The following is a 13,510-nucleotide window of genomic DNA, read 5'->3' on the forward strand; positions in this document are numbered from 1 at the left end:
GGTTACGCGAGGTCGGGGCCCGGGGTGTCGATACCGGCGCGTTCGGCGGGCGAGCCGGTCCCGAAGGTGTCGCGGACGCGCAGCTCCTGCCCGATCACCCCGGCCAGGCGGCGGACGCCCTCGCGGATGCGGTCGGGCTCGGGGTAGCAGTAGGAGAGCCGCATGTGCCGCGCGCCGCCGCCGTCGGCGAAGAAGCCGGTGCCGGGGACGAAGGCCACCCGCTCCGCGACCGCGCGGGGCAGGAGCGCCTTGGAGTCGAGCCCCTCGGGGAGGGTGGCCCAGACGAAGAACCCGCCACCGGGGCGGGTCCAGGTGACGCCGTCGGGCATCAGGGCCTCCAGCGAGGAGAGCATGGTGTCGCGGCGCTCGCGGTAGAGCTCCCTGAACGACTTGATCTGCTCGCGCCAGGGCTGGGTGGCGAGATACTGGCCGACGGCCAGCTGGGTGAACGAGGAGTGCGACAGGACCGCCGACTCCATCGCCAGCACCAGCTTCTCGCGGATGGCGTGCGGGGCGAGGGCCCAGCCGACCCGGAAACCGGGAGCCAGGGTCTTGGAGAACGAGCCGAGATAGACGATGCCGTCGGCGTTGTCGGCGCGCAGCGTCCGCATGGGCTCGCCGTCGAAGCCGAGCATGCCGTACGGGTTGTCCTCGACGATCAGCACGTCGGCCCGCTGGCAGATCTCCAGGACCTGCCGCCTGCGCGCGACGCTGAGCGTCACGCCCGCGGGGTTCTGGAAGGTGGGGATCGTGTAGAGGAACTTGATCCGGTTGCCCGCGCTCTTCAGGGCGTAGATGGTCTGGGCCAGCGACTCGGGGACGATCCCCTCGCTGTCCATCGCGACATGGATGACCCTGGCCTGGTAGGCGGAGAAGGTGCCCAGCGCCCCGACGTAGGAGGGCCCCTCGGCGAGCACGACGTCACCCGGGTCGATGAAGATCCGGGTGATCAGGTCGAGGGCCTGCTGGGAGCCGACGGTCACGACGACGTCGTCCGGGTTGGCCTCGATCCCCTCCATCCGCATGACGTCGCAGATCTGCTCGCGCAGGTGCGGGTCGCCCTGCCCCGAGCCGTACTGGAGCGCGACGGGGCCGCGCTTGGCGATCAGGTCGGCGACCAGCTCCCCCACCACGTCCAGGGGAAGGGCGGTGACGTACGGCATGCCGCCGGCGAGCGAGACCACCTCGGGCCTCGACGCGACGGAGAAGAGAGCTCGCACCTCGGAGGCGACCATCCCGGTTGCCCGTGCCGCGTAACGGTCGACGTAGGCGTCGATGCGCGACCCATGGGACGGGGTGATGGCCTGACCGTGATCGTTGTTCTGGGGCACGGTCCACCTCCTAGATTTTGTGGAGCACAAAGCGCTCATACTAGAGAAACCAGGTTACGGCAGGGGTTGTAGTTCGTCTGCGTGTGGGGACGGGACCTCCTGAAACCAAGACCCGCACTGGGCTACGATGCCAGCTGGAGACGCCGTTTTCGCGCGTTTTTCGCCATGGCTTGCACTCGTCTCGCCAGGATTGGGGCCAACAGGTGTCGCGTCGGCTGGCAAACGTCACCCTCGACAATCTCGACGACCTGCCGCGCCGCTGCCGCCGGTGCGTCTTCTGGGAGCTCGATCCCGTCAACGCGGACCGGGCCGTGAAGGTCGGCGACCCCGGGCTGGAGAAGGAGGCGTGGATCTCCTCCACCCTGCTGGAGTGGGGAAGCTGCGGAAAGATCGTCTATGTGGACGGGGTGGCGGCCGGGTTCGTGCTCTACGCGCCGCCCCACTACGTGCCGCGTTCGGTGGCCTTCCCGACCTCCCCGGTCAGCGCGGACGCGGTGCTGCTGATGACCGCGCACATCATCCCGGAGTTCTCCGGGGGCGGCCTGGGCCGGATGCTGGTCCAGGGCGTGGCCAAGGACCTGACCCGGCGCGGCGTACGGGCGATCGAGGCGTTCGGCGACCTGAAGTGGGAGCAGCCGGGCGCGTGCCTGATGCCCGCCGACTACCTGCTCTCCGTGGGTTTCAAGACGGTCCGCCCGCATCTGCGCTTCCCCCGCCTCCGCCTGGAGCTCAAGAACGCCGTCTCGTGGCGTGAGGACGTCGAGGTGGCACTGGAGAGGCTCCTCGGGTCGATGAGTCCCGAGAGAGCCCTGCGGCCCGTCTGAGACCCCCTGGAGCCCGTACGGCACGCCTCTGAGCCCTTCTAACGCTCTCCGGGATCCGTGAGCCTCTCTCCGGGGACCTCGCGAGCCCGCGTGGTGCGCGTAGGGCCTTTTAGGCCCACGCGGCGTACGGCGGGAGGTCCCGCGCATGTGAAAGCCCCCCGCGGTGAGGCGGGGGGCTTTCAGTGGGTGGGTGTGCCGCTCGGAAGCGGGTGATACGGGCGGACGCCGTGGGGGGCGGCCGGCCGCAGAGGGCCTAGATGATGCCCTCAAGCTCGCGAAGCAGCATGGCCTTCGGCTTGGCGCCGATGATCTGCTTCACAACCTCTCCGTTCTTATAGACGTTCAGGGTGGGAATCTGGAGTACGCCGTAGTTTGTCGCCGTTGCCGGATTATCGTCGACGTTCAGCTTGACGATGGTGAGGTTGTCGGCCTTCTCGCTGGCGATCTCCTCCAGGATGGGCGCGACCTGGCGGCACGGGCCGCACCACTCGGCCCAGAAGTCGACGATCACGGGCTTGTCGCTCTTGAGGACGTCGGCCTCGAAACTGGCGTCGGTCACGTGCTTGATGGTGCCCAAGGTTCCTGCTCTCCCTTTTCCCTGAGGACTTGCCTGAGGACTGTTCCTGCTGACGATGCCGATGACGCCGATGGGGCGGTGACCGGCGCGCACCCGGTGCGCCCGATATGCGCGCCCGGCGCGCTGCTCGACGGCGTGCGACGCGTGTCAGGCGGTGTCCGGCGGCGGGTGGTGCCCGGCACCGCCCGGCACCCGCCCGCCGTCGTCACATCCCGCCGTCACGTGGCGCGGTCGTCACACGCCTTCGTGGTCGGCCAGCCAGCGCTCGGAGTCGAGCGAGGCGGCGGTGCCGGTGCCGGCCGCGGTGATCGCCTGGCGGTACGTGTGGTCGACCACGTCACCCGCGGCGAACACCCCGTCCAGGTTGGTGCGGGTCGAGGGGGAGTCCACCTTGATGTAGCCCTCGTCGTCCAGCTCCACCTGGCCCTTGACCAGCTCGGTGCGCGGATCGTGCCCGATCGCGATGAACAGCCCGGTGGCCGCCAGCACGCTCTCCGCGCCGGTCTTGAGGTCGCGTACCCGCACCCCGCTCACCTTGGAGTCGCCCAGCACCTCGACGACCTCGCTGTCCCAGACGAAACGAATCTTCTCGTTCGCGAACGCCCGGTCCCGCATGATCTTGCTGGCGCGCAGCTCGTCCCGGCGATGCACCACCGTCACCGAGGCCGCGAACCGGGTCAGGAAGATCGCCTCCTCCATCGCGGTGTCCCCCCCGCCGACCACCACGATGTCCTGGCCCCGGAAGAAGAACCCGTCACAGGTCGCGCACCACGACACCCCGTGACCCGACAGCCGCTTCTCGTTCGGCACGCCCAGCTCGCGGTATCCGGACCCCATGGTCAGGATCACCGACTTGGCGTAGAAGGTGTCGGTGGCGGTCTTGACGACCTTGGGGCTGGCGGTCAGATCGACCTCGATCACGTCGTCGGCGACCAGCTCGGCACCGAACCGCTCGGCCTGCTTGCGCATCCCGTCCATCAGGTCCGGCCCCATGATGCCGTCGGGGAAGCCGGGGAAGTTCTCCACCTCGGTGGTGTTCATCAGGGCGCCACCGGCGGTGACCGACCCCTCGAAGACCAGCGGGTTGAGGTCGGCACGCGCGGAGTACACGGCCGATGTGTAACCGGCGGGACCCGATCCGATGATGATCACATTCCGGACGTCCATCTGTGCTCGCGCCTCTCCCTCTGTCGATGCCACCGGCGTCAACAGATCCTAGGCGCCGGTGATTCCCGCCCGGCGCGGTAACGGATCCGCCGGTGGAACGGGAAAGCCCGGCACGGACGAATCCATGCCGGGCACCCACGGAAGGGACGGGTCTTTGGGAAACGGATTACCCATCGCCGATCACCCCGGATGCCTCACTCACCGAGACTCACCGAGGACCGGTCCGCCGACTCCCGAAAGGCGTCCGGCGCCGTACCGGCCGCCCCGGGTGGCCTGTCGCAGGTCACCCGGGGCCACTTCGTACCGGTCACTCCCAGCTTGCGAGACCCGGCTTGCGCACGTTGTCACACTGCGGGCCCACGACGTGGACGCGCACCGTGTTCTTGGCCTGGTTCTGCCAGAAGAGCAGGATGTTGGCCTCCTGCCCGTTGTAGAACCCCTGGTCCACGGCGAAGGGCGACGTGCCGACCTGCGCCGAGACCTGCCGGACACACTGGTCGATCCTGGAGTTGTCGGTCGTTCCGACTATGGTCCCGGGACCGATGTAGTCGAGCAGCGAACCGCGAAGCTCCGCGTCGGTGTAGTTCCAGTTGCTGTCGGTCAGCGTGTACTGGATCGTGTCCGCCGGCGCGGGCTGGGCGATCGAGATCACGGGGTCCGGCCCGGACGCCGACAGCGTCCCGGTCGCCAGCACGGTCGCGCCGATCACCGCCGCCGCCACGCCCGCCGCCGCGGCGGGCATCGCCCACCGGCGCCGCCGGTTCGCGCCGCGGCGCCTGGCCGGGACCACCGGGACCACGGTGCCGTCGTCGCCGACGACCCCCAGCCGCACGGCGGGCTCAAGCTCGGGGAGCGGGTCCCTCTGGGGGGTCGTCTCCCATGGCGCCGGTTCTGCGGGAGAGGACGTCTCCCACGGCGCGTCGCGCATTATGTCGTCCCAGGCCGGTGCTTCCACCAGGCCCACTCCACCTCCACGGAAGCTCTCGGCCTCGACGGCCAGCGCGCGGTCGATCCTCAGCGCGACTCCCATCGGCATCGCCGGTGTGGGGGTCGCCGCCAGAACCTCACGAACCGCCGCGAGGTCGGCGAGGCTCTCGCCACAGGGATCGCAGATCGCGAGATGCTCGCGTACCCGCATGGCCGTGGCGGCGTCGAGGAGCCCCTCGGCCAGTTCGGCCAAGATCTCCAGGTCGTAGTGCGTATCACCCGTCACGAAGTTCTGCTCCCTTCGCGGATGAGACGCGAGACAGGTCTGATCGGTTCCGTAAATGGGAAAGAATCGGGGCGAGTTTCGCCCGTCCGCGCGCGCACCGGCTCTTCACCGTGCCGCTCGGCACCTCCAGCACCTGGGCCGCGTCCTCGACCGAGTAGCCCATCATGTCCACGAGCACCAGCGCGGCGCGCTGGTCGGAGGGCAGCAGCTTCAGGGCCGCGGAGACCTCCATGGACACCTCGCGCTCGGCCGTCTGGTCGAGCACCGGGGTCTCGCGCTCCGCGGCCTCGACGAGCTCGTCGTCGGCCACCGGGCGCACCGATTTCCTGCGCATGCGGTCGAGGCAGGCGTTGACCACGATGCGGTGCAGCCACGTGGTCACGGCCGCCTCGCCGCGAAAACTCCCGGCCTTGCGATAGGCCGAGACGAAGGCGTCCTGAACGGCGTCGGCCGCCTCGTCGGGATCGCCCAGCGTGCGCAGGGCGACCGCCCACATGCGGTCTCGATGTCGCTTGACTATTTCACTGAAGGCGTGCGGATCCCCGGCGATGTGCCGGGTGAGCAGGTCGGCGTCGGACACGGGGGCCTTCGCCGTCTGCTCGTCCGCCGCTGGCGGGGTCTCGGGTGGGAAATTCACAAGGAGAGTCCTGCTATACCGATCCGGGGAGAACACCTCTACGGGATAGATGGTGCCACGGATTCTCTGATGATCTGCAAGAAGCCATGTAAAACAGATCAAATCGCAGTGGTGTCACTTGGTCGCGAGGACCTTCATGTCCAGCACCTGGCCGCGGAACTTCCCCTGGTAGGTGGGCATCTTGGTGAACCAGACGAGCACGTAGCGGCCCTTCTTCGGGGCCTCCGCGGTGAACGTCTTCTTGCCGGAGACTCCGTTGATCTTCTGCAGGACGGACAGGTCGTCGAGCTGCGGGGAGTCGCCGACCCTGAGTTCCACGGTGCCTCCCGAGGTGCCGCCGAACTCGACCGTCACCTGCTTGACCGGGACGCTCTCTCCCATGTCCAGCAGGAGGCCCACCCCCGTCTTGAGCCGCCCGAAGTCGGCGGAGTCGTACGACTCGGAGTGCCAGTCGGTGGACTCCTTGCCGTCCGTCGCGTTGATGGCCAGCTCGCCGCGCTCCTCGTTGTCGCCCAGCGGGTCGAAGCCGGTGACGGAGGAGGGCTTCACCTCACGGGTCCCGGCGGCCACGGTCGGCGTGGGCGTGGTGCTCTCCTCGCCGGGCGTCGGGGTGCCCGCGTTGCCGATGCTGCGGCCGAGGGTCCAGGCGCCCAGGCCGACGGCCACCATCACCAGCAGCACGACGACGGTCATGGCGACCTTGTTGACCATGCCGCCGCCCTGCTGGGGCATCGGGCGGTGCTGGGTCTGATGCTGGGAAGCGGGCGTGTGGCGCTGGGGCGCCATGGTGTCGATGCCCTCGGAACGCGAGGCCGCCACCGGCAGCGCCGTCATGGGCATCGGCGTCGGCATCGGCAGGGGACTGGGCCGCGACACCGAGGCCAGGGCCTCGGCGACCTCGGCGGGCGTGGTCAGCGGGTCGAGCCCACGCCTGGTCTCCGGCAGCATCGCCCGGCAGACGATGGCGTCCAGGTAGCCGGGAACGCCCGCGGTGACCTGGCGCGGCGTGCAGAAGTGCCCGTCGCCCATGGGCGCGACGGGCAGGCCGCCGCTGTCCTGCTCGTCCCCTGGCCAGTGGCCGGTCAGCCCGGCGTACAGCAGGCGGCCGAGGCCCTCGGCGTCCTCGCGGGCGGGGTCGTCGCTCGTCACGTCGCCCAGGACGGCGTCGACCCCCAGGCCGAGCAGCTTGACCGTGCTGCCCGCCGTCCACACCAGGTGCTCGGGGGTGAGGCAGAGGTGGGCGAGGTTCGCCTCGTGCGCGTGGGCCAGCGCCTCGGCCGCCTCGGCGACCATCGCGGCGGCCCGCTCGGGGTCGAGCGGCCCTCCCGCGATCATGTCGCCGAAGGACTCGCCGCTCACCCACTCGCTGACGACGTAGGAGTGACCGTCGTCCTCGGTCGCGTCGAAGACCTGGGTGAGGCGGGGGTCGGTGAGCCGACTGGCCACCCTGGCCGCCGTGACGACCTCGTTCAGGCGGGGGAAGTCGGGGTCGAAGGTGTGGACGGCGACGGGTCTGGCGAGCACCTCGTCGATGGCCTTCCACAGGGTGGCCCCGCCCGACTCGTGGACACGGTCTTCGAGCCGGAAACGCTCGGCCAGCTTGGTGCCGGGCTCGACGGCGGGGGAACTCACGAGGACCCCGTACCTGAGAACACGACAGCACCATGCCCGGTCAGCACATCAAGACACATCACATGATGCTGGGTGGATCCGCCCACGCCCTCCTGCTTCCATTAGCCGCATGTCACCACACGCGTTGCACCATGGTAGTCCCGCGCCGGTTCCGCCCGTGTTCGTCTTGTCAGACGTTTGAGACAAGTCTTTGGGTTACCGGCCTACCCGTCCTGCCACCATTCCAACGATCGAACTCACCTCGGGGATGCGCATCCGGTGGGCGATCGCCAAGTAAAGAACCATACCGAGTCCGCCGCCCGCCGCCAGCATGATGGCGGCGCTCAGCGCGTCCAGCGCCGTGAGCTCCTGGGTGAGCCACAGCACGCCGAGCGCGAGCGCCGCCGCCGGGAGCGCGGCCAGGTACATCCGGGACAGCCCGGCGGCCACCCTGCGCCCCGCCAGGCCCCCCACCCGGCGCGCGGCCAGGATCCAGGCGACCGCCGCGCCGGCCACGTAGGCGACGGTGAACGCGGAGGCCAGGCCCATCACGATGTAGCGGGGGGGCAGGGTGTAGTAGGCCACGAGGCTGAGCGTGACGTTCACCGTCAGGTTGCCGACGGCGAGGAACACCGGGGTGCGCGTGTCGCCGAAGGAGTAGAAGACCCGCAGCAGCAGCTGGAAGATCGAGAACGGGACCAGCGACAGCCCGAAGACCTGCAGCACGTTGCCGATGTAGACCGCGGAGTCGACGGTCATGTTGCCCCACGAGAAGACCAGCACGGTCACCGCGGGGCCCAGCACCATCAGCAGCAGCCCGGCGGGCACCAGCAGCACCGACACCAGCCGCACCCCCGAGGAGAACTCCTCCCTGACCGTGTCGAGCTGCCCGTCGGCCACCCCCCGGCTCATCCTGGGCAGCATCGCGGTGATCACCGAGACCGCGATGATCCCGTACGGGAGCTGGAAGAGCTGGTAGGCGTAGGCGTAGGCGGCGTTGCCGGCGCCGGGCGCCCGCTGGCCCGCGCCGGTCGCGAGCCTGGTGGTGACCAGGAAGGTGATCTGGCCGATCCCGACGTAGGCGAAGGTCCAGATCGCGGTGCGGCCCATCTCGCCGAGCCCGGCGTTGCGCAGGTCGAACCGGGGCCGGAAGCGGAAGCCGACCCGGTGCAGCGAGACGACGAGCACCACGCACTGCGCCACGATGCCCGCGGTGGTGCCGAGCCCGAGCAGGGCCAGGTCGGCGTCGGTGACCGTGTCGACGTCGGTGCCCGCGCCGCCCAGCTTCACGTAGTAGACGGCGGCGACGGCGATCATCACGAGGTTGTTGAGCACGGGCGCCCACATCGGGGCGGCGAACCTGTCGCGGGTGTTGAGGATCGCCCCGGCGATCGCGCCGATCCCGAAGAAGGCGATCATCGGCAGGATGTACTGGGCCAGCCTGACCGCCACCTCGGTCTGCCGGGGACCCCAGTCGGTGCTGTAGAGGCCGATCAGCTGCCTGGCCAGCAGCACCGAGACCACCGCGACCACCGTCAGCCCGAGCACCCCGAGCGTCATCAGCCGCTGCTCGTAGGCGCGGCCTCCGTCGGGGTCGGCCTTCTGCCGCTTGATGATCATCGGCACCACGACGCTGCTCAGGATCCCGCCGAGGAGGGAGTCGAACAGGATGAACGGGATCGTGTAGGCCACGTTGTAGGCGTCGCCCAGCGCGAAGGTCCCGATGGCCGCCGCGAGCACCGCCGTCCGGACGAAGCCGGTGACGCGGGAGACCATCGTCCCCGCCGCCATGATCGCGCTCGCGCGCAGGACCCTGCTCATGCGCTTTCCTTCGCTAGGTGCTGGGAGCGCCAGGCGCTCAGGACTCGGTGCCGGCGGGCTCGCGCTCGCGCTTCGGCGGGGGAGCGGCCGCCGGGCGGCGGCCTCCCCTGCGGCGCAGGACGCGCATGACGACGGCGGCCAGCATCACCACGAGGGCGGCCCCCACGATCACCAGGGCGACCCCGGTGTAGCCGGTGGTGCGCACGGTCAGCTCGACCGGCTTGCCGTACTTGCGGCCGTCGTCGGTGGTGAGCTGGACCGTCACCGTCGTCTGGCCGCTCTCCGTCGAGGTCATCGGGATCCGGATGGTCTGGTTCTGGCCGCCGATGATCTCCAGCTTGTCCTCGTACGGCTCGATCTTGAGCAGGTCGGGCTGGTCGGAGGTCACCTTCAGCCGGACCGCGATCCGGCTGGCCTCGCCGCTCAGCTCGTTGCGCACGCTGATCGGCACGTCGCCGTTGCTGCCCGCCAGGGTGCGCAGCCGCGACTGCTCGCTGCCGGTGATGTTGACCATCGCGATCCGGCCGTCGATCGCCTCGGCGACCTGCTGGACGTACGGCGTGGCGGAGCCGGTCCTGCCCCGCCAGGCCGAGGAGGTCAGGCGCAGCAGGGCCAGGTCGAAGACGTCGAGGTCCTGGGCGGTGGTGATCGCGGCGGTCAGGTCGGCGCGGGCGCCGACCTTCTTGACGCCCGTCAGGTACTGCTTGGAGAGCTCCGGCTTCCGGTTCTGGTCGGTGTAGGTCAGGCCGGCCCTCGGGACCGGGACGCCCTTGCCGCGCTTGATCGCGTCGAGCGTGACGGGAGCCAGCCAGGGCAGGGTGGCGGCCGTCTCGACCAGGTCGGTGACGTACTCGGGATCGGGGTCCCAGCGGCGGTGCGGGACGGCGATCACCGTCCTGGCGGAGGTGGCGGGCTCCGAACTGATCATCGCCGTCTCCGCGATGAACCGCTGGCGGTTGACGAGCGCCGCGCCGGGGGCGGAGGTGTCGGCGCCGACGGTCTCGCTCAGCACGGCGTCGGCGACCAGGGCGGTGAGCGGGCCGTTCACGCTCTCCAGGGTCGCCGAGGCGTCGGGGGTGGCGACCGGGGGCGTCACCGGCGGCAGGTTCAGCACGTTCAGAAGCACGGTGTTGACGCCGCCGGTGGCCAGCAGGTCCAGCCCGTCGTAGTCGATCAGGCCGCCCACCGGCCAGTTGACGTTGGTGATCACGTCGCGGCCGAGGGTCTCCCTGGCGACGATCCCGGCCGCGGCGATCCCGGTCCGGGTGGCGTCGTCGACCCCGTTGTGGGCGAGGGCCGCCACGTCGGGGTCGCCGTACGGGGTGGCCACCACCGGGTGGTCGGCGACGGCCTCGCGGAGGTCGCTCAGCCACCGGGCGGTCTCGGGGGTCGCGGGGCGCTCCTGGGTGCGGTCCTTGGACCTGACCGTGTGCGGCTCGCCCATGGCCCGCGCGTCGTCGAGCAGCGCGGAGTCGACGAGCCAGGTGATGCCCTTGGCGGACGACGTGTCCTGGGCGATCTTGAGCAGGTCGCCCAGGCGCTTGCCGGGGGCCATGACCGCGGGCAGGCCCTCGTCGGCGAAGGTGGAGTCGACGGACCGGCGAGGCTGGTCGACGATGGGCAGCACCATGGCGAGCCGGGTGCGGGCCACCCTGGTCTCCCTGGGCATGTAGGTCAGGAGGGTACGCATGCTGCCGGCCTGCTGCCCGAAGGCGTCGAGCACCTCGACCATGACCGGGTAGACGCCGAAGACGGAGAGCTTCAGCTCCCCCGGCGTGAAGGCGAACTCCCACGGCAGCTTGCCCGAGGGCGCGATCGGCGCCTGGACGAAACTCTCGCAGCACCACGAGTTCGGGAGGGTCTGCCCCGCCAGGTAGGTCTGCATGTCGGTTCGCCTGGCGAACGGCTGCGGCGAGAAGCGCATCCGGATGCGCAGCCCGTTCATGGGCTCGGTGCCCGAGTTGACCAGGGAGCCGGACAGTTTGATCTCGGTGGTCGGGTCACGCGGCGCGTCGGGGCCGATCGCCTCCAGCACGACCTGGAGGCCAGCCCGGTTCACCGAGGCCGAGGCCGTCCGGGCGTCCGCCGTACCCGGAGCGACCACGGCCGCGGGAACGAGCAGCGTGGTGGCGAGCAGGGCGAGGAGCGCGGCTTTGCGGATCACGTGCCGGCCAGGGGTCGAGTACGGCGCACGCCGGTAATGCTATGGCCTAACCGGCGAGGGGAAAGGTCGCCGGTTCGCCGAGGGAGCCCTGCCGGGTCATGTTGACGATCTTTCCTGATACCAGTGTGAGCAGATGGTCGGCACGGATCAGGAGTGCCGTCCGGCGCTCTCCGGTGGGCACGTAAACGGGTGTGGCGGTGCGGGTGAGCCGCTCGTCCACCAGCACGGCGAGCGTGGCGGGCAGCAGCAGCGGGCAGACCAGGCCCGAGGCGTAGTCGGTGGCGGAGTTGACGGTGAAGGCCGAGGCCGCCCTCACCCGCCGGGCCCCCAGAATGCCGCCGATCACCCCCGGGCGGGGCGGGGAACCGACGGAGGCGACGACCGCCACGGGCTCGCGGCCGATTCGCGTCGTGACCTCGAAGACCGTGACCCCCACGCAGATCTCGGGACTCGCCGACAGCACCTCGGGGAGTTCGTCCGAGCATGTCATCGCGCGCGGAAGGCGTACGATCTCATGATGGACCTGGTGTGCGAGGAGCCGGCGGTGGATCGCGAGCGCATCCTTCATGTGTGTGCTCCTTGCCTCGACGCACAGTCCCCGAGGTTCCCTGACCGACCGTAACCTGGTGATCGCTTCAGGTGTATCCCCGCAGGGGAACATGTTCCGTAACCGAAGGACCTACCCGGCTTGTCCCTTTCAAATCTGACCCAGAGCCAGCGCCACGGCATGAGCGAGCTGTTCCGGAAGATCGCACCTGTGGCGGACGAGCTCGGCGAGCTCTTCGCCGCCAGGGGTTACCAGATCGCCCTCGTCGGCGGCTCCGTACGCGACGTCTTCCTGGGCAGGATCGGCAACGATCTCGACCTGACCACGGACGCGAGGCCCGAGACGGTCCTGGAGCTCGTCCGCGACTGGGCCGACTCCATCTGGACGATCGGCATCGACTTCGGCACCGTCGGCGTCCGCAAGGGCGGGTGGCTGCTGGAGATCACCACCTACCGCAGCGAGTCGTACGACCCCAAGTCGCGCAAGCCCGACGTGGCCTACGGCGACACGCTGGAGGGCGACCTGGCCCGGCGCGACTTCGCGGTCAACGCGATGGCGCTGCGGCTGCCGTCCCGCGAGTTCGTCGACCCGCACGGCGGCCTCGACGACCTGCACGCCAGGGTGCTGCGCACCCCGGGGCCCCCCGAGCGCTCCTTCGGCGACGACCCGCTGCGGATGCTCCGCGCCGCCAGGTTCGCCAGCCAGCTCGGCTTCGCCGTCGACCCGGCGGCGCTCGCCGCGATGGGCGCGATGGGCGACAGGATCGACATCGTCTCCGCCGAGCGCATCCGCGACGAGCTGGACAAGCTCGTCGGCGGCGACCACCCCCGCGAGGGCCTGCGGCTCCTCGTCGACTCAGGGCTCGCCGACCACGTGCTGCCCGAGCTGCCCAAGCTCCGCCTGGAGATCGACGAGCACCACCGGCACAAGGACGTCTACGAGCACTCGCTGATCGTGCTGGAGCAGGCGATCGACCTGGAGGAGAACGGCCCCGACCGGATCCTGCGCTGGGCCGCGCTCCTGCACGACGTGGGCAAGCCGAAGACCCGCCGCCACGAGCCCGGCGGCCGGGTCTCCTTCCACCACCACGAGGTGGTCGGGGCCCAGCTCGCGAAGAAGCGCATGGCGGAGCTGAAGTTCCCCAAGGACGTGGTGGCCGACGTCTCCCGCCTGGTGGAGCTGCACCTGCGCTTCCACGGGTACGGCACGGGCGAGTGGACCGACTCGGCCGTACGCCGCTACGTCCGCGACGCCGGGCACCTGCTGGAGCGCCTGCACAGGCTGACCCGCGCCGACTGCACCACCCGCAACCGGCGCAAGGCCCTGGCCCTGTCGCAGACCTACGACCAGCTGGAGGAGCGCATCGCCCGGCTGGCCGAGGAGGAGGAGCTCGGCAAGATCCGCCCCGAGCTCGACGGCAACGAGATCCAGGAGCTCCTCGGCGTCCCGCCGGGTCCCCTCGTGGGCCGCGCCTACAAGTTCCTGCTGGAGATGCGCCTCGACCAGGGTGTCCTCGGCAAGGAGGCCGCCGCGGACGCCCTCCGCGAGTGGGCACGGGCGAACGAGGCGGGCGACGCGAACGAGGTGGACTCTGAACGGCGTCCCTGACCTCGGTGGT

Annotated in this window: 11 protein-coding genes; 2 read left to right on the forward strand and 9 right to left on the reverse strand. The window is 70.1% G+C overall.

What is annotated here, in order from left to right; all coding sequences use genetic code 11:
• Positions 1 to 2 precede the first annotated feature (2 nt).
• Positions 3 to 1,235: an aminotransferase-like domain-containing protein gene (locus tag ACW9TB_RS03425; RefSeq protein WP_472746530.1), complete on the reverse strand. Its 1,233-nt coding sequence runs from the start codon at positions 1,233 to 1,235 to the stop codon at positions 3 to 5.
• Positions 1,236 to 1,534: 299 nt separating this feature from the next.
• Between ACW9TB_RS03425 and ACW9TB_RS03430 the strand changes: the two genes are divergently transcribed.
• Positions 1,535 to 2,155 (forward strand): GNAT family N-acetyltransferase, encoded by a 621-nt coding sequence (locus ACW9TB_RS03430; protein ID WP_440085420.1) that lies wholly within the window; start codon positions 1,535 to 1,537, stop codon positions 2,153 to 2,155.
• A gap of 253 nt (positions 2,156 to 2,408) precedes the next feature.
• On the opposite strand, the gene trxA is transcribed toward ACW9TB_RS03430, so the two are convergent.
• The 8 genes from trxA to ACW9TB_RS03470 form a co-directional block, all read right to left on the reverse strand.
• Complete coding sequence (trxA, locus tag ACW9TB_RS03435) at positions 2,409 to 2,732, reverse strand: thioredoxin (protein WP_472746421.1); 324 nt, start codon at positions 2,730 to 2,732, stop codon at positions 2,409 to 2,411.
• A gap of 234 nt (positions 2,733 to 2,966) precedes the next feature.
• The gene (gene trxB / locus ACW9TB_RS03440) at positions 2,967 to 3,899 is read right to left on the reverse strand and encodes a thioredoxin-disulfide reductase (protein WP_472746422.1); all 933 of its coding nucleotides are present in this window, start codon (positions 3,897 to 3,899) and stop codon (positions 2,967 to 2,969) included.
• A gap of 307 nt (positions 3,900 to 4,206) precedes the next feature.
• A complete protein-coding gene (locus ACW9TB_RS03445; RefSeq protein WP_472746423.1) occupies positions 4,207 to 5,112 on the reverse strand; it encodes a zf-HC2 domain-containing protein in 906 nt (301 codons plus the stop codon).
• The gene (gene sigM / locus ACW9TB_RS03450) at positions 5,102 to 5,749 is read right to left on the reverse strand and encodes an RNA polymerase sigma factor SigM (RefSeq protein WP_472746424.1); all 648 of its coding nucleotides are present in this window, start codon (positions 5,747 to 5,749) and stop codon (positions 5,102 to 5,104) included. Before sigM ends, ACW9TB_RS03445 begins: the two co-directional genes overlap by 11 nt.
• A gap of 114 nt (positions 5,750 to 5,863) precedes the next feature.
• Positions 5,864 to 7,381 (reverse strand): protein kinase family protein, encoded by a 1,518-nt coding sequence (locus ACW9TB_RS03455; RefSeq protein ID WP_472746425.1) that lies wholly within the window; start codon positions 7,379 to 7,381, stop codon positions 5,864 to 5,866.
• 195 nt (positions 7,382 to 7,576) lie between these two features.
• On the reverse strand, positions 7,577 to 9,181 hold the full coding sequence (murJ, locus tag ACW9TB_RS03460; RefSeq protein ID WP_472746426.1) for a murein biosynthesis integral membrane protein MurJ: 1,605 nt from the start codon (positions 9,179 to 9,181) through the stop codon (positions 7,577 to 7,579).
• A 37-nt stretch (positions 9,182 to 9,218) separates the two neighbouring features.
• Positions 9,219 to 11,345, reverse strand: a complete 2,127-nt coding sequence (locus tag ACW9TB_RS03465; protein ID WP_472746427.1) for a DUF6049 family protein — start codon at positions 11,343 to 11,345, stop codon at positions 9,219 to 9,221.
• A gap of 46 nt (positions 11,346 to 11,391) precedes the next feature.
• On the reverse strand, positions 11,392 to 11,913 hold the full coding sequence (locus ACW9TB_RS03470; RefSeq protein WP_472746428.1) for an aminoacyl-tRNA deacylase: 522 nt from the start codon (positions 11,911 to 11,913) through the stop codon (positions 11,392 to 11,394).
• Positions 11,914 to 12,072: 159 nt separating this feature from the next.
• Between ACW9TB_RS03470 and ACW9TB_RS03475 the strand changes: the two genes are divergently transcribed.
• A complete protein-coding gene (locus ACW9TB_RS03475) occupies positions 12,073 to 13,500 on the forward strand; it encodes a CCA tRNA nucleotidyltransferase (RefSeq protein ID WP_472746531.1) in 1,428 nt (475 codons plus the stop codon).
• Positions 13,501 to 13,510: the final 10 nt, after the last annotated feature.

The sequence above is a fragment of the Streptosporangium sp. H13245 genome, from assembly GCF_055690525.1.